The organism is Halalkalicoccus subterraneus (genome assembly GCF_003697815.1).
In the GTDB taxonomy this organism is placed as follows: domain Archaea; phylum Halobacteriota; class Halobacteria; order Halobacteriales; family Halalkalicoccaceae; genus Halalkalicoccus; species Halalkalicoccus subterraneus.
In genome coordinates, this window is the sequence record NZ_RDQG01000051.1 from 1 (window position 1) to 16,852 (window position 16,852).

Consider the following 16,852-nt stretch of genomic DNA (forward strand, 5'->3'; position numbering starts at 1 on the left):
GGCGGCGATGATGCGGATCTCCCCGCGCTCGTCGAAGCCGTCCATTTCGCTGAGCAGCTGCATCATCGTGCGCTGGACCTCCGCGTCGCCCGACGTTTTGGACTCTGTTCGGGTGGCTGCGATGGCGTCGATCTCATCGATGAAGACGATCGCCGGCTCGTGTTCACGGGCGAGCTCGAACAGATCACGGACGAGGCGCGAGCCCTCGCCGATGAACTTCTGAACCAGCTCCGAGCCGGCCATCTTGATGAAGGTCGCGTCGGTCTCGTTGGCGACGGCCTTCGCCAGCATCGTTTTTCCGGTACCCGGCGGGCCGTGAAGCAACACGCCGCCCGGCGGGTCGATACCGACCTCCTCGAACTGGGCGGGGTTCGTCAGTGGGTCCTCGACGGCCTCCCGTACCTCGCGGATCTGCTCGTCGATCCCGCCGATATCCGCATAGGTGACGTCGGGGCTCGCCTCGACGGCCATCGCTTGGGCGCGTGCATCGGTCTCGACGTCCAGGGTCGTCTCCACGCCGAACGAGTCGTTGACCGCGACCCGGTCGCCCGCCTCGAGCTCCTCTGCGAGCCCGGGGTCGATCTCGGTCAGGACCTCCTGGTTCGTGCCGTGCTGTTTGACGACCGCTCCGTCCTCGGTGAACTCCTCGACGGTCGCGACGTACAGCGAGGCGGTCTTGAGCGCACTGTTCTCGCGTTCGAGGTCGTCGACGCGTTCGTGGAGCGTCTCGCGGCGATCGTCGGCCTCGTCGATGCGCTCTTCGAGCTGGTCGTTGATCCTGACGATATCGGTATAGTGTTCACGCAGGGCGGTGAGCTGCTCGCCTTCGGGCATCTCGGGGTCGAGGTCGAGATGCGGTCGGTCGGGAACAGAGGGGCTATGGGCCATTGATGTACCTTCTAGGAAAGCGCGCCAAAAGTGCCTTTGGGTGGCGGCTGATCCTACAACAACGAGTCCATCTCGTCGAGGTAGTCGTCGTAGACGGCAAGCGCGTCCTCGATGGGCTCGGGCGAACGCATATCGACGCCCGCGATATCGAGCAGTTCGAGGGGGTAAGCAGTCGAACCCGACCGCAGAAACTCCCGATAAGCCTCGGCTGCGGGCTCACCCTCTTCGAGGAGTTTCTCCGAGAGCGAGACGGCCGCGCTGATTCCCGTCGAGTACTGGTAAACGTAGTACGCCCGGTAGAAATGCGGAATGCGCATCCACTCGCAGGCGATCCGGTCATCGACGACGGCGGGTTCGTAGAACTCCGATTTTAGCTCGCCGTAGAGTTCGTCGAGTGCGTCGGGCGTGAGCGCGCCGCCCTCCTCGTCGATCTCGTGAGCACGGTGCTCGAACTCCGCGAACATGGTCTGGCGATAGAGCGTCGAGCGAAAGCGCTCGAGGTACTCGTTGAGCACGTGCAGGCGGAACCGTTCGTCCTCGACGGTGTCGAGCAGGTGATGCGTGAGCAGCGCCTCGTTGACCGTGGAGGCGACTTCGGCGACGAAGATCTCGTAGCCAGAATAGGTGTAGGGCTGATGTTCGCTGGTGAGTTGCGAATGGAGGGAATGGCCCAGCTCGTGGGCCAAGGTATACATCGAGGGGATGTCGTCCTGGTAGTTCATCAGGATAAACGGTTGAGTGTCGTAGGTTCCCCCCGAGTACGCGCCCGACTGCTTGCCGGCGTTCTCGTAGACGTCGACCCACCGCGAATCGAGCCCCTCCGCGACCCGTGATTGGTACTCCTCGCCCAGCGGCGCGAGCGCCTCGACGACGTGCTCTGTGGCCTCGTCGTACTCGATGTCAGGACTTTCACTTTGAGCGACCGGCATGTAGAGGTCCCACATCTGGAGCTCGTCGACGCCGAGCGCCTCGCGTTTGAGGTCGGCGTGACGATGGAGCGCATCAAGGTTCTCGTGGACCGTGTCGACGAGGTTGTCGTAGACTTCCACGGGGATGTTGGGACCGTCCATCGCCGCCTCGCGGGCGGTGTCGTAGTTTCGCGCTCGCGCGAGCTTCACGTCGGCCTTCACGCTGTTCTTATAGGAGGCGCCGACCGCGTTTCGGACCTCCTCCCACGTGTCGTAGAACGCCTCGTAGACCTCGCGACGGAACTCTCTGTTCTGATGCTTCTGCAGTTTCGTGAAGTTCGCCTGCGTGATCTCGACGGCCTCGCCGTCGGGATCTTCGATCGTGGGAAATTCGAGATCCGCGTTCGAGAGCATGGTGTAGATCTCGCCCGACGCGCCGGTCACCTCGCCCAGTTCGGCCAGCAGGCTCTCGACCTCCGCCGATCGGGTGTGGGGTTTCATCCGCAACACGTCGTCGAAGTAGTGGTCGTACTCCGAAAGGGCGGGCTCCTCGTCGATCAGCGCGTCGAGTTCGTCCTCCGAGAGCGCCTGGAGTTCGGGCTCCAGAAAACTCACCGCGCTCGACGCTTCGGAAGCCAGCGACTGGGATCGGGCGGTCAGCGCCTGGTACTCCTGATCGCGAGTGTCCTCGTCGCGGCGCATCCGGGCGTAGGCGGCGACCTGCGAGAGCTCGCGCATGACCTCCTCGCGAAGGTCGAGTAACTCGGACAGCGTCTCGCCGCTCTCGGTCGCGCGCCCCTCGTAGGATTCGAGCTCCGGGATCCGCTCTTTGACCGCCTCGTAGGCGGCCTCCCAGTCGTCGTCGTTCGCGTAGATGCTCTCGAGGTCCCACGTGTACTCCGTGGCGATCTCCTCGCGTTCGGGAACCGAACTCATTACACGTGGTACGTGTCAGTACGCCCTAAACACTAGCGGTTCGCCCACACGCAACACAACGACCATGTGGCGGGCGCGATAGTTCCGAATATGGCCGATATCGACACGCTTCTCGGACGGGCGTGGCACGACGACGCGGCGTGGGATCTGCTGACCCGACTGACCGAACTCGACGAGCGCATGGGCGGCCATCCCGGCGAGCGCCGCGCGGCCGAGTACGTCGCCGAGAGCTTCGAGGACGGCGGCGTGGAGGAGATCGAGATCGAGGAGTTCGAAATGAACCGCTGGGACCGTGGGCGCGCGGAGCTGGCGGTCACCGAGCCCGTCGAGCGCTCCTTCGAGACGCTCGCGCTGCCGTACTCGGCGGCCGGCGAGGTCTCGGGGGAACTCGTCGACGTCGGCTACGGCACGCCCGACGAGATCGAGGAGAGCGACGTCGCCGGCAAGATCGTCGTCGCGAGCACGACCACGCCCCCCGAGAAGGGGCGGTTCGTCCACCGCATGGAGAAGTTCGGCCACGCGATTGCGGCGGGCGCCGAAGCGTTCGTCTTCGCGAACCACGTTCCCGGTCAGCTCCCGCCGACGGGAGCGCTACGATTCGACGCCGAGGCCGCCGCCCCCGGCGTCGGCGTCTCGAAGGAGACCGGCGCATGGCTGAGCGACTACGCCGAGCGGGGCGCACGCGCGAAGCTCTCGGTCGCGGCCGACACGGAGCCGGGGACGAGCCAGAACGTCCACGGGACGTTAGGGGAGGGTGAGGAGGAGATCGTCCTGCTAGGACATTACGACGCCCATGACATCGCGGAGGGCGCGCTCGACAACGGGTGTGGGATCTCCGTCGTCGCGGGCACGGCCCGCCTCCTCTCAGAGATGGATCTCGACTGTCGGGTCCGGGTCGCGGGCGTCGGCTGCGAGGAGGTCGGGCTGATCGGCGCGGGGGCGCTCGCCGACTCGCTGGACCTCGAGTCCGTCAGAGCCGTGGTCAACGTCGACGGAGCGGGCCGGTTCCGAAACCTGCAGGCGTACCTCCACGGCTCCGAACGGGTCGGGGAGCTCGCCGGGAGCGTCTGTAGGGAGTGGGGCCAGCCGGTTTCCTTTTCTCGCGATCCCCATCCCTACAGCGACCACTGGCCCTTTCTCCAGCGCGGCGTTCCGGCGCTCCAGCTACACAGCGAGGCACCAAGCGGGGCCGAGCGGGGACGAGGATGGGGCCACACCCACGCCGACACCCGCGACAAGGTCGATCGACGGAACCTCCGCGAGCACGCGATGCTTACGGCACTGGTGGTACGAGAACTCACCCGGAGCGAACTCCCCCGGATCGACGAGGGAGAATTGCGCGAACGGTTACAGGAAAGCGATGCCGAGGTCGGGATGCGCGCGGCCGAAGTGTGGCCCGATCACTGGGAGTGAGGCCCCTCGGACAGCGCGATCCTGACGACGAGGACGAGCGCGTTGACGACGAGCCACCAGCCGGCGAAAAGCACGAGGGCAGATATAATCGCCCCGACAACCAGTACGGCAAGGGAACCGGATCCCAGCGCGAACCCGAACCCGTTCACCCCGAGTCCAGCGACAATCGACCCCGCCGTGAGGGTCACCGCGGCGTCCGTTTGCCCGCTCGAATCCGCCATAGCTCGACGAGGACACAGCGTCAGCATAGTCCTTGTGGCTACCCGTCGAGTTCGCCCGCGATCCGCCCGGCGACCCGCGCGCCCGTCTCGCGGTCGATCCGCTTTCGCTCGAACACAGTGCGTGCGCTCGCGGCCGCCTCCTCGTCGACCGCGAACTCGAAACCGTACGCGACGTCGGTGAGCACGAGTGGTTCGGGCGGGGCCGAGGCGATCCCCTCGGGACCCGAGAGACGTTCCTCGGAGAGCGCCCGATCGAGAAACGTCGGGTCGCGCTCGCCGGCGGCGACCGCCGAAACGAGCGAGACGAGCCGACGGACGAGTCGCTGGAGGAAACTATCGGCCCGAAGCGTGATGGCGACGAACGACCCGTCTCTCTCGGCCCGAGCGTCCCAAATCGCCCGCGTCGTCTCGCCGTCCTCGGGCGTGAGGTTGTGAAAGTCGTGCGTTCCCGGTAGCTCGGCGAGCGCCGCCCGGAGGCGATCGATGTCGATATCGGGCGCGTGGAGGAGGTAGGTATACTCGCGCGATCGGGCGTCGTATCGCGCGTGAAATCCCGAGCGGGCGTCGGCCGCCGCCCAGACTCGAATGTGGCCGGGGAGTTCACTGTTGAACGCGGCGGGCGTGAGCCACTCGGGGGCCTCGAAACCGACCGTCTGGAAGAGCGCCGACACCCCCCGATCGGTTCGTCCGGCAGCGGCGTACCCGTCGGGTTTCGCGCCCTCGAACCCGACGAGCCGGTCGAGGGCGCGAAACAGCGTCCCCTCGACCGTTTCGACGTCGGGCTGGCGCTGGAAGCCGTAGTAGGGCGTGCCGTCGTAGGCGACGCGAAAGGCGCGCATACGTCCGATAGCGGGTCGGTACCGATAGTCCCCTCGGCACCGATCTCTCGAAATCCCCCGTGGGTTACTCCCTTCGAAGCGTTGATCAGACCGAGCGACGAACCTATCGAAGACTGATGTTTTCTCGGAACACACACCGGATGCGGGCCGACCCGTCCGCGCTGGAGCGACGAGCGGGGGCGAGACGTCCGTGAGCGAACCGACGCTGTTCGGCGCCAACCGCCAGGTGTTGACGCTCTCTCTCGCGCGGGCGGCCGACGCGGTGGGCAACTCGTTTCTGATCGTCGTCCTGCCGCTGTACGTCGCGAGCGGGGTCGTCTCGGGGGCCACCTACGGGCTGAGCGAGGCGCTTCTGACGGGACTGATCCTCTCGGCGTTCGGCCTGTTCAACAGCGCGCTCCAGCCCTTTGCGGGCCGGATCACCGACGCGGTCGGCCGACGCAAGCCGTTCGTCCTGTTCGGGCTCGGGGTGCTCGCGGTCGCGAACTTCGCCTACTCGTTCGGGTCGAGCTACTGGGCGCTGCTCGCGATCCGCGCCACCCAGGGGATCGGGGTCGCGTTCACCATCACGGCCTCGATCGCGCTGGTCAACGAACTCGCGACCGACACCACCCGCGGCGGGAGCATGGGGACGTACAACACCTTCCGACTGCTCGGGTTCGGGATCGGCCCGATCGCCGCCGGGACCGTCGTCAACGGCGGACCCTACACGATCGGTGGCGTCGGGATGAGCGGGTTCGAGGCCTCCTTCTACATCGCGGCGGTTTCCGCGGTGATCAGCTTCCTGCTCGTGACGCTCCTCGTAAACGACCCGGACATCGAGCGCACGGGCGGCTCCGAGAACACGTCGATCGCGATCCTGGATCACGAGTCCGAGGGACTGCTCGATCCGGTCTTTACCCTCGGGATCGCCTCGCTCTTCATGGCGATCGGGATCGCGCTGCTCTCGGCGATCGAACCAAGCGTCAACGCCCGCCTCGGACAGGATGCGACCCTCTTCGGCATCGAGTTCGCCGCGTTCGTCCTGGTACAGGTGCTCGTACAGGCACCCATCGGCAGCGCGAGCGACCGCTACGGTCGCCGACCGTTCATCCTCCTCGGGCTCGCGGTCCTCGCGCCGGTCACCGTCGTGGAGGGGTTCGTCGTCGCACCCTGGCAGATGATCGCGGCCCGGGCCATCCAGGGGCTGGCGGCGGCGATGGTCTTCGCGCCCGCGCTCGCCCTTGCGGGCGATCTCGCGAGCGAGGGAGCGTCGGGAACCCAGCTGTCGGTGCTGACGATGGCCTTCGGCCTCGGGACCGCGATCGGCCCGCTGGCCTCGGGATTCCTGATACAGTACGGCTACCCCACCCCCTTCGTCTTCGGGGGGGTGCTCGCGTGTCTCGGGATCGTGCTCGTCTACACGCAGGTCCACGAGACCATCGAAGGCGGCGGGATCGAGTTCCTCCTCGAGGACCTCCGGGGGACTCTCGCCCGGGACTGATGCCGTCGGCTGTACCGTCATGAAACAGTACGTCTCGGTTTTGTACGACTCAAAGCCTGAAACGCACAGCTATCGGATGCGTCTTCACAGGACGACAGCCAACGGTAGGAGCCGCCCCGCTACGCGACGTCGTCGTATGTGGGCCGCTCGTGCTCGCCGGGGAACGCCTCGACGGGGACGGTCGTCTGTTCCCCAGAGTGCATCTCCTTGACAGTGATCTCGTCGTTTTCGAGGTCGCGTTCGCCGACGATCACGACGGTCTCGGCGTCGATCGAGTCGGCGTAGTTCATCTGTGCGCCGAAGCTCCGCCCCGAGACGTCGGTCTCGACGACGTGACCCCGCTCGCGTAGGTCGCGGGCGATCCGGGCGGCGACGGGGCGGGTATCGCCGACCGTGAGGACGTAGTAGTCGGTGTCGAGGGCCCCGTCGGAGCGGGCGTCGGCGCGATCCAGCAGGAGCGAGAGCGTCTCGTGGCCGACGGCGAACCCCACTGCGGGCGTCGGCTGGCCGCCGAATCCCTCGATCAGGTCGTCGTACCGGCCGCCGCCGAAGACCGACCTGCTCACGTCGCCCGCCGAGTCGAAACACTCGAAGACGACGCCGGTGTAGTAATCGAGCCCGCGGGCGGTTTCGAGCGAGATCGTACAGTACTCCCGGGCGCCGAAGTCCTCGGCCGCCGCGAGGACGTTCTCGAGGTTCTCGACGGCGGCCGCGACGCGGTCGGTACCCGCGAAGTCGACGAGCTCCGTCAGGTCGTCCGTCGAGAGCAGGGCGTCGAACTGCTCGGCGTCCGCGGAATCGAGACCGGCATCGGTCAGCAGACCGTAGTACTCGCCCGTCTCGATCTTCTCGCGCTTGTCGACCGCACGGATCGCCGCCTCGGTGTCGACCGCCCCGTCGAAGGCTTCGAGCAGCCCCCCCAGAATGTCGCGATGGGAGACCCGGAACTCGAAGTCCTCACCGTCGAGTCCCAGCCCGGTCAGGGCGTCCGCACAGTACGCGAGGATCTCGGCGTCGGCCTCCGGCTCGCTGGAGCCGAAGACGTCGACGTTGGTCTGGTAGAACTCGCGAAAGCGGCCCTGCTGGACCTGCTCGTAGCGCCAGAACGGCCGCGTGGAGAACCACTTTATCGGCTTCGAGAGCGCCTGCTGTTTGGCGACGACCATCCGCGCCACCGTCGGGGTGAGTTCGGGCGTCATCGCCACGTCGCGCCCGCCCTGATCGGTGAAGTTGTAGAGCTCGTCGGTGATCTCCTCGCCGCTCTTGTCGATATACAGTTGGGTCCGCTCCAGCGCGGGCGTCCCGATCTCCCGGAAGCCGTAGCGCCGGGCGGCGTCCTCCAGCCCGTCGGTCACGGCCCGCCGCGCGCGCATCTCCTCGGGGTAGAAATCACGAAACCCCTTGATCCGCTCGTACATGGACGGTGGTTCGCGTGAGGGGCGCTTGAAACTGTTCTTCTTGGCTCATGATCCGGCCGTGGCGGTCAGTTGAACCATGGGCGGTCGACCGGCTCGAACCGGGCGCCACAGGCCGGGCACTCGAGACTACGGCTCGCCTCGGTTTCGACGGCTGAGAACCGGGGACCCAGCCCGAGGTGGCCACAGGTGGGACAGCGACGGACCAGCGGTGGGATCACGCGGGACGATAGGTTCCCGACTCACAAGGTCTCGTCGGCGTTCCTACAGCGCGATCAGTGCCACGCCGATCACGGCGAGGGCGGCCGCGGCGAGTCGCGTTCTGAACGCCTCTTCGCGCAGGAAGAGGCCGGCGAGGACGACCACGACGATCGCCTGCGTGTTGATGATCGGCGAGGCGATGCTCGCGGGCACCAGCGAGAAGGCAAGCGCCGTGACGTGCTCGGCGGACGCCACCAGTGCGCCCGCCACGAGGAACTTCGGTCGGTCCCCCGCGGTGGCGCTCCAGTCGCGGGCGGCCAGTGGCGAGAGGATGACGATCATCCCCGCGAGAATCCCGAGAACGAGCAGTTCCGGAGGTAAGGCGAGCTCCTGAAGCGTGACTCGCCGGCCCACGTCGCCGACCGCATAGAGTGCCGCGCTGAGCAGGGCGAACCCGGCCGCCCGCGAGCCGAGCGCGTCTCTGATCGGGTCGAGCAACGACCCGCCGGTGAAGTTCGCGACGTAGACCGCAAGCGTCGCGAGCGCAACGCCCAGGAGCTGGATCGGCGCGAGGAACTCCCCGAGGAACAGGATCTCGATCGGGAGGACGAAGGCGGGGACGATCTTGCTGATCGGGGCGACATAGGAGAGCTCGCCGGCGTCGATCGCCTCGATGAACGCCACGAAGGCGAGCGAGTTCGCGACGACGATCACGGCCAGGCCGGGCCCGCCCGAGACGAGGCTACCGAGCGCCTCGCGGGGCACGGTGGCGGCCGCGACTGGGAGATAAAAGGCGATGGCGATCGTGTGGACGACGACGATGATCTCGCTCGCCGAGTAGTTCGAAAAGAAGCGTTTGAGCGCGAAGAGATAGCTCCCCCAGAGGAGGGCTGCGAGGACGCTCGCGAGGAGTCCGGGGTCCATGCCGGGAGGTCGCCGCTACGAACAATGAACGGTTCGTTATCGAAATCCGGTGACGTAGGTCTGCTCGTGATCGGGAAACACCTCCGCGACGGCGTCTCGACCCTCTCGCTCGACGAGCAGCGTGCGGAGCTCGGCCTCGTAGTCCGCTCGCGAGATGGATTCGCTGGGGCCCGATTCGACGTCGAGGTGGGCCTCGACCAACCGGTCGACCGCGCTCCGACCGAACCCCGAGAGGGGGGCGACGTAGTCGACGCCGTGACGGTCCTCCAGACTCTGGGCCTGGGCCCGCGAGACGGACGGAACCCGGTCGTCCCGGCGGGTTCCGTCCGCGATCGCCGAAAACTCATCTTCCGCGAGCTCCTCCAGGGCGTGGAGGTGGACCCGCTGGATCGCGTTGCGGGGAAAACCGTCCTCGACCAGCCGGTCGACGGCCTCCTCGGCGACCGGCTGGTCGAGTTCGAGGTGTTCGAACGGAAAGCCGGTCGATTCGGCGGCGCGCTCGGCGTGCGTCCAGTCGTCGGTGATCCCGAAGGTCGCGGTGACGAGGGTCACGTCGTAAAACGAGTCGAGCAGCAACGCGGCGAGGGAGGAGTCCTTACCGGCGCTGTACAGCAGCCCGAGGTCCATCGCGACCTCAGCGCCGCTTGATATCGAACTGCTGCTGGTCGGGGCTCAGCTCCTTGAGCAGCGCCTTCATCTTCTCCTCGTCGATCTTGCCCTGGACGCGCCCGCTTCGGGCAAGCGCGATCACCTGCTGTTCGACCTGGTCAGCGAAGTCGGGCTTGCTCATTCGCACGGAGTTGAGCCGTTTTCTCGCCCCGTCGGTGAGGTGCTGGCGCAACATCGCCTTCTTCTGGGCGTCGGCCTGCTGTTGGGCCTGTTGCTGGGCCTTCTCGTTCCCGGCGCCGCCCTCCTGTTGGTCCTGTAGCTGTTCGAGCTTCTTCTGTCGAAGCTCCTCCAGTCGATCGTCGTCGGGGCGTTCGCTCATACCCAACTGTTCCGACGCGGGCGACAAAACGATTACGGAGACCCTACGCGTAGCGCTCGAGTTCGGGGCGCTCCTCGGTGAGCGAGGAGAGCACGTCACCGGCGGCTTCGTCGACGAAGCTGCGGCCCTCGGCTGTCAGGACGCGGCCGGCGTCGCCCTGCTGTTCGACGAACCCCTCGTCTTCGAGCTGCTGGAGGATCGTCCGAATGATGTTGTCGCTACCGTCGGTCTGTTTCGGCGGGGCGACCGTATAGCGGTTCGAGCCGCGCTTCGCGTCGCCGTAGTGGGTCGCGAGGCGTTCGACGCCGACGGGGCCGTCGACGGCGACCTTCCGCAGCAGGCTCGCCCCGCGAACCGCCCAGAAGTCCTCTTGTTCGGGCGGGAGTTCGCGGCTGGCGCCGGTCTTCGCGTAGGCGGCCCAGTCGGGCTGTTCGAGTCGATCCGCGAGCCGATCGGAAAGCTCCTCGATGATCTCCTCCGCGGGCACGTCGTAGAGCGTCGTCATTGCCCGCAGTTCGGTGCTGCCGTGTTTAAAAGCATCGTTGTCCCGTTTCGACCGGGCCGTTTTTGCCCATCTCGATGGATGCACTGGCATGGACGAACGCGCCGTCTTGGAACTGCTCTCGGGATCGCTTTGCCACGCCGGCGACGACACCGCCGTCGTCGACGGGCTCCTGCTCACCACCGACATGCTTCACGAACGGACCGATTTTCCGGCGGAGACGACCCGGTACACCGCCGGCTGGCGGGCCGTCGGCGCATCGCTGTCGGACGTGGCGGCGATGGGCGGCGAGGTCGCGGCTGCGGTCGCGGTCTACGCTGCCCCCGAGTTTCGCGAGGGGGAGGTCCGCGAGTTCGTCGCGGGCGCGGGCGACGTCTGCGAGGCGGTCGGCGGGGCGTACGTCGGCGGCGATCTCGACACCCACGAGGAGTTCACCGTTGTAAGCACCGTCGTGGGTCGGTCGGACGACCCCGTCTATCGCTCGGGCGCGCGGCCGGGCGAGGCGGTCTGTGTCACCGGCACCCTGGGGCGCAGTGCGGCTGCTCTACGGCTGTTCGAGGACGGCGAATCGACGCGGGCGAACGAGCTCTTCCGGTTCGAGCCCCGCGTCGGGGCCGGGCGCGCGCTCGCCCCGCACGCGAGCGCGATGATGGATTCGAGCGACGGGCTCGCCCGGTCGCTCCACCAGCTCGCGGAGGCGAGCGACTGCGGGTTCGCGATCGAGCGTTCGAGGATCCCGATCGACGGGGCGGTCGACGAGGTCGCAGACGACGAGGTGGACGCCCACGAGATGAGCGTCTCCTTCGGCGAGGACTTCGAACTCGTCTGTACGATTCCCGAGGACGATCTATCGGCAGTCGAGGCCGCATCTCCGACACCGATCACCGTGATCGGGGAAGTCACCGAGGAAGGCATCGAAATGGACGGTGAGGCGCTTTCGGATCGGGGTTTTACCCACGGTTAACTCAGCCGACGATCCGGATCGGGACGGGCGTGAAACACAGTAGCCCGAGAACGATGGCGAACACGCCGACCGCGATCCGACCGGTTCCGAGTTCCCGGTCGTCGATCGGGCTTGCGGAGCCCACGAACGAGAACAGCAGGGTGAGAAAGCCCCAGAACGCCCAGATGAACGCCGAATCGGCGGGGACGTCTCGAACGTAGTAGAGGTACGCCGCGAGCGAGAAGAGGATCGCGGGGACGAACGCCGCGACCCTGTCCTGACTCTCGCCGAGGATCGCGCGAAGGACGTGTCCGCCATCGAGCTGCCCGACCGGGATCATGTTGAGGAACGTGATGAACATCCCCACCCATCCCCCGATCACGACGGGATTGACCGCCATCGCGGGGTCGTCGTAGTGAAGGGGCTGGTCGACGAGCCATGCGAGCCCCTGCAACAGCGGCGGGTAGCCCAGTTCGATCTGGACCGCGTTCGGGTTTCCGATCAAGCTCTCGGGGGCCATCACCGGTGGGAGATGCAGCCCGACAACCGTGACGACGACCGTCGCGGCGAGCCCAGCCAGCGGCCCGGCGACGCCGATGTCGAACAGCGCCTTCCGGCTCGGGATCTGGCCTTTCATCTTGATGACTGCACCCATCGTTCCGATGAGTGTGGGAATCGGGATGAAATAGGGAAGCGAGGCGCTGACCTTGTGGTACCGACTCAGGACGTAGTGACCGAGTTCGTGCACCCCGAGCACGCCCATGATCGCGACCGTGAAGGGCCACGCATGGATGACCTCCGCCGAGAAGGGATCGAGGTGATACCAGATCGAGCCGGCGAACAGCGTCGAGGCGACCGTGAGGACGAACAGGACGACGTTGGTCCACGGGACACCATTGACACCCAGATCGAGGGGCTCGGCGATGAGTACCCACTCGCCGTACTCGCGGGTCAATCGGAGTTCGTAGCCCCGCTCGCGGAAGACCGGCCAGAGCTCCCGTAGCACGGTCCGACCGGGGGCACGCGGGCTGCCGTAGTAGCGAAGGACCTCGCCGTCGGTCTCGGTTTCGTAGACCGAGAAGACGTCCTCGACGTCTACAATGGGGGGACCCGACTGGGGCGCGCTCATCGTCCGAGGTTGGAACCCGAGAAGTATAAGGGTTCGACGACTGGTTGGCTCAGACCGACGTCACGCGCCAGGTCGTCGCGCTCGTATAGGACCACTTCTCGATCACCAGATCCTCCTCGGAGGCGCTGAGTTTCACCATCAGCGCGCCGATCTCCTTCGCCGAGAGGCCGACGTCGTCGGCGATGAACTTGCTCTTGAAGTAGAGCTCGCCATCGGCAGCGCGGTGATTAAGGTACTGTTTAAGCCGGTCTTCCTTCGATTCCTGGGTCGTGGAGGGCTGTGTGGTAGTGCTCATCGTCTGCTTCGAGTGGTCCTTAACAGAGCACTAAGGATATAAGCATAGGATATTTGAATACAATTACATATATTTTAGATAGAATTAGAGTGATTAAAACCGTTCGAAACGTTTTATTTGACCTCTATATCGTTTATTGTTCTCTCTCAACTCTTCGTTACTAATACGTGTTCGAACCGTACGACCCTTCCGGTTCGGAGTGTTGATCGGAATCATTGCCGTCTCTGGAGGCTCAAACGCGGGTGTGAACCCAGAACTCCTCGTCGTCAGTCACTTCCTTTTTGAAGATGGGGACCTCGTCCTTGAGCCGGTCGATGCCGTCCTCGACGGTTCGGAACGCTTCCGTCCGATGGCCCGCGAGGACGACGACGAAGACGATGTCGGCGCCCGACTCGATCACGCCGGTCCGGTGGTGCAGCAGGACCTCGTAGATGCCCTCGCGGGCCTCGAGTTCCTCGCGGATCGTCGCGAAGCGCTGCTCGGCGACCCCCTCGTAGGTCTCGAACTCCAGGAACTCCGTGGATGCATCGTCGGCCGAGTCCTTCTCGCGCACCCGCCCGGTGAAGGTGGCGATCGCGCCGGCACGATCAGCACGAGGGGACTCCTTCGCCTCCCGAACCAACGACTCGAGGGTAACGTATGGCTCGGTCGCTTCCAGGGAGTCGATCACCGCGTCGACGTCGATCTCGCCGGCGCGCTCGCCGGTCGCGAGCGCCTCGCCGGCGTGCTCGTGGTCAGCGAGGACCACCTGCGGGACCGCCGCGTCGTCGAATCCATCGAGGATCGCGTACTCGTACGTCGGCGCGAGGTCGTCGAGCGTCTCGGCGAGTGTACGGTCCTTTCCGGCGGCGAACCAGCCCGACCCGGATAGTCCGTAGGTCGCGTCGGCGCCGGCCTCGCGATGGCGGTCCGTATCCGTGTCGCCGGTGTCGATATCGGGAGTGTCCCGGCAGCGCTCGACGGTCGCGACGCGGCCGCGTTCCGCGAGGTGGGTCACGAGCGATTCGAGCAGGTGGGTTTTCCCTGCGTCGTCGGGGCCGACGACTCCGAGTACGTACATATGCGTGGGAACGGTCGGTTCGGCCTTGTACGTGTCGCCATCGGGAGTTGACAATCCTTAAGCCGAGGACGGGGCTACCCGGGTGCAAGCATGAACGTGGTCGTTTCTATCGGCGGCAGCGTCCTCGCGCCGGATCTCGGTGCCAACCGGGTCGAGGACCACGCCGGAGTCATCCGGGAGCTCGCCGACGAGGGCTGTTCGATCGGCGCGGTCGTCGGCGGCGGCGGGATCGCACGCGAGTACATCTCCACCGCTCGCGGGCTGGGAGCAAACGAGATCGAACTCGACACTATCGGGATCGACGTCACCCGCCTCAACGCCCGGCTGCTGATCGCCGCGCTGGGCGAGGCGGTCGTCCCCGCACCGGTCAAAACCTACGAGGAGGCCGGCGAAGTCCTGCGGGACGGCGACGTCTGCGTGATGGGCGGGGTCGCCCCGGCTCAGACCACCGACGCGGTCAGCGCCGCCCTCGCCGAGTACACCAACGCCGATCTGCTCGTCTATGCGACGAGCGTCCCGGGTGTCTTCGACGCCGATCCCAACGAGAACCCCGACGCCGAGCGTTTCGAGGAGGTGACCGCGAGCGAACTGGTCGATACGATCGCCGACATCGAGATGAGTGCGGGTTCCTCGGCGCCCGTCGACCTGCTCGCGGCGAAGATCATCGAACGCTCCGGGATGCGTACCATCGTCCTCGACGGCACCGAACCCGAACGGATCGCGAGCGCGATCAGGTACGGCGATCACGAGGGAACCGACGTCGTCCCCGAGGGTGTGGGCGACGAACCCACCTACTGGGCCGAGGATGAGCGATAGCGTCGACGCGGACGCCGACCCGTACACGCTCCGTGACGAAGACGAGGACGGAACCGGGGAACGCGGGTTCGTCTTCTGGGCCGACGAGGTAGCCGACGAGGTGGAGGCCCGAAACCCCGACGAATCGATCGTCATCAAGGGGGGGATCTCCCCCTCCGGAGTGCCCCACATCGGCAACGTCAACGAGATCATGCGCGGGTACTTCGTCGCGGAGGTCCTCCGCGAGCGCGGTCACGAGGTCCGACAGGTCTTCACCGCCGACGACAAGGACCGACTCCGGGGGCTGCCCCGAAAGCTCGCGGATCTGGACGGTGACATCGTCGATCTGGGCGACGTGGATGCCGGGGCGCTCGGGCGCAACCTCGGCAAGCCCTACACCGCGATCCCCGACCCCTTCGGCTGTTGTGAATCGTACGGCGCGCACTTCTCGACGCTGATCGGGCGAAGCGCCGAGCTCCTAGGGGTGCCCATCGAGATCGAATCGAACACCGCGATGTACGCCGACGGGGAGTTCGAAGACTCGACGCGGTATCTGCTCGAACACCGCCAACGTGCCCGCGAAGTCCTCTCGGAGTATCAGGACGGCGTCGACGAGAACTACGTCCCGTTTCTCGCCGAGTGTTCAAACTGTGGGCACCTGACCGACCGGATCACGGGCGTGAACCTCGAATCGGACACGGTCGAGTACGAGTGCGTGGACGTCGAGGCCGGCGAGCAGGTCATCGAGGGCTGTGGCCACGAGGGAACCGCAACGGTCCGGGAGGGCAAGCTCCCGTGGCGCTTCGAGTGGGTCGCCCAGTGGCGCGCACTCGGGGTGGACTTCGAGCCGTTCGGCAAGGACCACGCCGAAGGCTCGTGGCCGAGCGGGGTCGATATCGCCCGAAACGTCTTCGAGTTCGAGCCGCCGGTGCCGATGGTTTACGAGTGGTTCACCCTCGACGGCGAGGCTTTCTCCTCGTCGGCGGGCAACGTCATGCTCGTCTCCGAAGTCTTAGAGCTGATCGAGCCCGAGGTGCTCAGGTACTTCTTCGCGAAGGACCCGGGCCGCGCGCGGGACTTCAACGTCGAGCGGATCGATCTTTTAGTTGATGAGTTCGACCGGCTCGAGCGGATCTACTTCGGGGAGGTCGAGGCCGACGAGCGCGAACAGCGGCGCGCCGAGCGGATCTACCCGTTCTGCGTCGACGAGGTACGCGAAGACCGGATTCGTCTGCCCTACACCTTCGCCGCCGTGCTGGGCATGACCGACGACCCCGACCTGCGCGAGGAGATCGCCCGCCACGAGGGTCACATCCCGAAGGATACCCCCGACTGGGCCGTCGAGGCAGCCCTCCAGCGCGTCGAACTGGCGCGAAACTGGGCGCGCGAGACCGGAAACGAGTACGACTACGACCTCAAGCGGACCGAACTCCCCGACGTCGCCGTCTCGGAGCGCACGGAGGAGGCACTCGAAGAGCTCGCCGATTTCGTCGAGGCGGGCCACACACCCGAGGAGATCCAGGGCGAGATCTACGAGGTCGCAAAGCGCAACGACGTCCCGATCGGGGAGTTCTTCGCCACGGGCTATCGCCTCTTTTTCGATCAGGACCAAGGTCCCAAGCTGGGTCAGTTCCTCGGCAAACTCGACCGGGAGTTCGTCCTCGCGCGGCTTCGCCGCGAGCGCTGAGCCGGGACAAAGCTTTTGTTTCGTGGTATTCTGTAGCACACATGAACGAGACGTTCGTGCGCCTGCTGTGTCCCGAGTGCGGGAAATCCTGGGAACGAAAACCCAAGGAGCTACCGACCCATACCGAGGGGTTCGCCTGCGACAGCTGCGAGGCCGAACGCCGGACCGCGGAGTTCGCCCGGACCGACCGGGATCTGGACGTTTTGAAACAGTTCCAGTAACGCC

At 66.0% G+C, this 16,852-nt stretch carries 18 protein-coding genes; 6 read left to right on the forward strand and 12 right to left on the reverse strand.

The annotated features are described in order from the left end of the window. Together EAO80_RS12500 and pepF are read right to left on the reverse strand one after the other, a co-directional pair. Positions 1-888, reverse strand: an 888-nt coding sequence (locus EAO80_RS12500) for an AAA family ATPase (protein ID WP_122090273.1), incomplete at its 3' end; no start/stop codon positions are given. Between the two features lie 53 nt (positions 889-941). Next, a complete protein-coding gene (pepF, locus tag EAO80_RS12505) occupies positions 942-2,732 on the reverse strand; it encodes an oligoendopeptidase F (protein ID WP_122090219.1) in 1,791 nt (596 codons plus the stop codon). Between the two features lie 90 nt (positions 2,733-2,822). On the opposite strand from pepF, the gene EAO80_RS12510 reads away from it, so the two are divergent. Continuing rightward, entirely contained in the window at positions 2,823-4,145 is a 1,323-nt protein-coding gene (locus EAO80_RS12510) for a M28 family peptidase (RefSeq protein WP_122090220.1), read from the forward strand. On the opposite strand, the gene EAO80_RS12515 is transcribed toward EAO80_RS12510, so the two are convergent. Beyond that, a complete protein-coding gene (locus tag EAO80_RS12515) occupies positions 4,133-4,366 on the reverse strand; it encodes a hypothetical protein (RefSeq protein ID WP_122090221.1) in 234 nt (77 codons plus the stop codon). The two genes, EAO80_RS12510 and EAO80_RS12515, sit on opposite strands and share 13 nt — an antisense overlap. A 38-nt stretch (positions 4,367-4,404) precedes the next feature. Continuing rightward, the gene (gene truA, locus EAO80_RS12520) at positions 4,405-5,205 is read right to left on the reverse strand and encodes a tRNA pseudouridine(38-40) synthase TruA (RefSeq protein ID WP_122090222.1); all 801 of its coding nucleotides are present in this window, start codon (positions 5,203-5,205) and stop codon (positions 4,405-4,407) included. A gap of 190 nt (positions 5,206-5,395) precedes the next feature. Between truA and EAO80_RS12525 the strand changes: the two genes are divergently transcribed. Beyond that, positions 5,396-6,688, forward strand: a complete 1,293-nt coding sequence (locus EAO80_RS12525) for an MFS transporter (RefSeq protein ID WP_245998610.1) — start codon at positions 5,396-5,398, stop codon at positions 6,686-6,688. 119 nt (positions 6,689-6,807) lie between these two features. Here the strand turns inward: EAO80_RS12525 and hisS are convergent, their stop codons facing one another. The 5 genes from hisS to EAO80_RS12550 form a co-directional block, all read right to left on the reverse strand. Continuing rightward, positions 6,808-8,106, reverse strand: coding sequence for a histidine--tRNA ligase (hisS, locus tag EAO80_RS12530; protein WP_122090223.1), 1,299 nt, complete (start codon positions 8,104-8,106; stop codon positions 6,808-6,810). 261 nt (positions 8,107-8,367) lie between these two features. Beyond that, entirely contained in the window at positions 8,368-9,228 is an 861-nt protein-coding gene (locus tag EAO80_RS12535; RefSeq protein WP_122090224.1) for a DMT family transporter, read from the reverse strand. Positions 9,229-9,264: 36 nt separating this feature from the next. Next, the gene (locus EAO80_RS12540) at positions 9,265-9,855 is read right to left on the reverse strand and encodes a DUF7411 family protein (protein WP_122090225.1); all 591 of its coding nucleotides are present in this window, start codon (positions 9,853-9,855) and stop codon (positions 9,265-9,267) included. A gap of 7 nt (positions 9,856-9,862) precedes the next feature. Continuing rightward, on the reverse strand, positions 9,863-10,216 hold the full coding sequence (locus EAO80_RS12545) for a DNA-binding protein (protein ID WP_122090226.1): 354 nt from the start codon (positions 10,214-10,216) through the stop codon (positions 9,863-9,865). 43 nt (positions 10,217-10,259) lie between these two features. Beyond that, the gene (locus tag EAO80_RS12550; RefSeq protein ID WP_122090227.1) at positions 10,260-10,721 is read right to left on the reverse strand and encodes a 30S ribosomal protein S19e; all 462 of its coding nucleotides are present in this window, start codon (positions 10,719-10,721) and stop codon (positions 10,260-10,262) included. An 88-nt stretch (positions 10,722-10,809) separates the two neighbouring features. Here EAO80_RS12550 and thiL point away from each other — a divergent pair, with 88 nt between their 5' ends. Continuing rightward, positions 10,810-11,682 (forward strand): thiamine-phosphate kinase, encoded by an 873-nt coding sequence (thiL, locus tag EAO80_RS12555; RefSeq protein ID WP_122090228.1) that lies wholly within the window; start codon positions 10,810-10,812, stop codon positions 11,680-11,682. Position 11,683: 1 nt separating this feature from the next. On the opposite strand, the gene EAO80_RS12560 is transcribed toward thiL, so the two are convergent. The 3 genes from EAO80_RS12560 to EAO80_RS12570 form a co-directional block, all read right to left on the reverse strand. Continuing rightward, positions 11,684-12,790, reverse strand: coding sequence for a site-2 protease family protein (locus EAO80_RS12560; RefSeq protein WP_122090229.1), 1,107 nt, complete (start codon positions 12,788-12,790; stop codon positions 11,684-11,686). A gap of 49 nt (positions 12,791-12,839) precedes the next feature. After that, positions 12,840-13,085 carry a DUF7123 family protein gene (locus EAO80_RS12565; protein WP_122090230.1) on the reverse strand — a complete coding sequence of 82 codons (246 nt, stop codon included), beginning with the start codon at positions 13,083-13,085 and terminating at the stop codon, positions 12,840-12,842. A gap of 232 nt (positions 13,086-13,317) precedes the next feature. Beyond that, positions 13,318-14,145, reverse strand: coding sequence for a molybdopterin synthase (locus tag EAO80_RS12570; RefSeq protein WP_122090231.1), 828 nt, complete (start codon positions 14,143-14,145; stop codon positions 13,318-13,320). A gap of 90 nt (positions 14,146-14,235) precedes the next feature. On the opposite strand from EAO80_RS12570, the gene pyrH reads away from it, so the two are divergent. The 3 genes from pyrH to EAO80_RS12585 are packed head-to-tail and all read left to right on the forward strand — an operon-like array spanning position 14,236 to position 16,848. Next, positions 14,236-14,961: a UMP kinase gene (gene pyrH, locus EAO80_RS12575; RefSeq protein WP_122090232.1), complete on the forward strand. Its 726-nt coding sequence runs from the start codon at positions 14,236-14,238 to the stop codon at positions 14,959-14,961. Then, positions 14,951-16,627 (forward strand): lysine--tRNA ligase, encoded by a 1,677-nt coding sequence (lysS, locus tag EAO80_RS12580; RefSeq protein WP_122090233.1) that lies wholly within the window; start codon positions 14,951-14,953, stop codon positions 16,625-16,627. Before pyrH ends, lysS begins: the two co-directional genes overlap by 11 nt. A 41-nt stretch (positions 16,628-16,668) precedes the next feature. Then, positions 16,669-16,848 (forward strand): DUF7836 family putative zinc-binding protein, encoded by a 180-nt coding sequence (locus tag EAO80_RS12585; protein ID WP_122090234.1) that lies wholly within the window; start codon positions 16,669-16,671, stop codon positions 16,846-16,848. Positions 16,849-16,852: the final 4 nt, after the last annotated feature.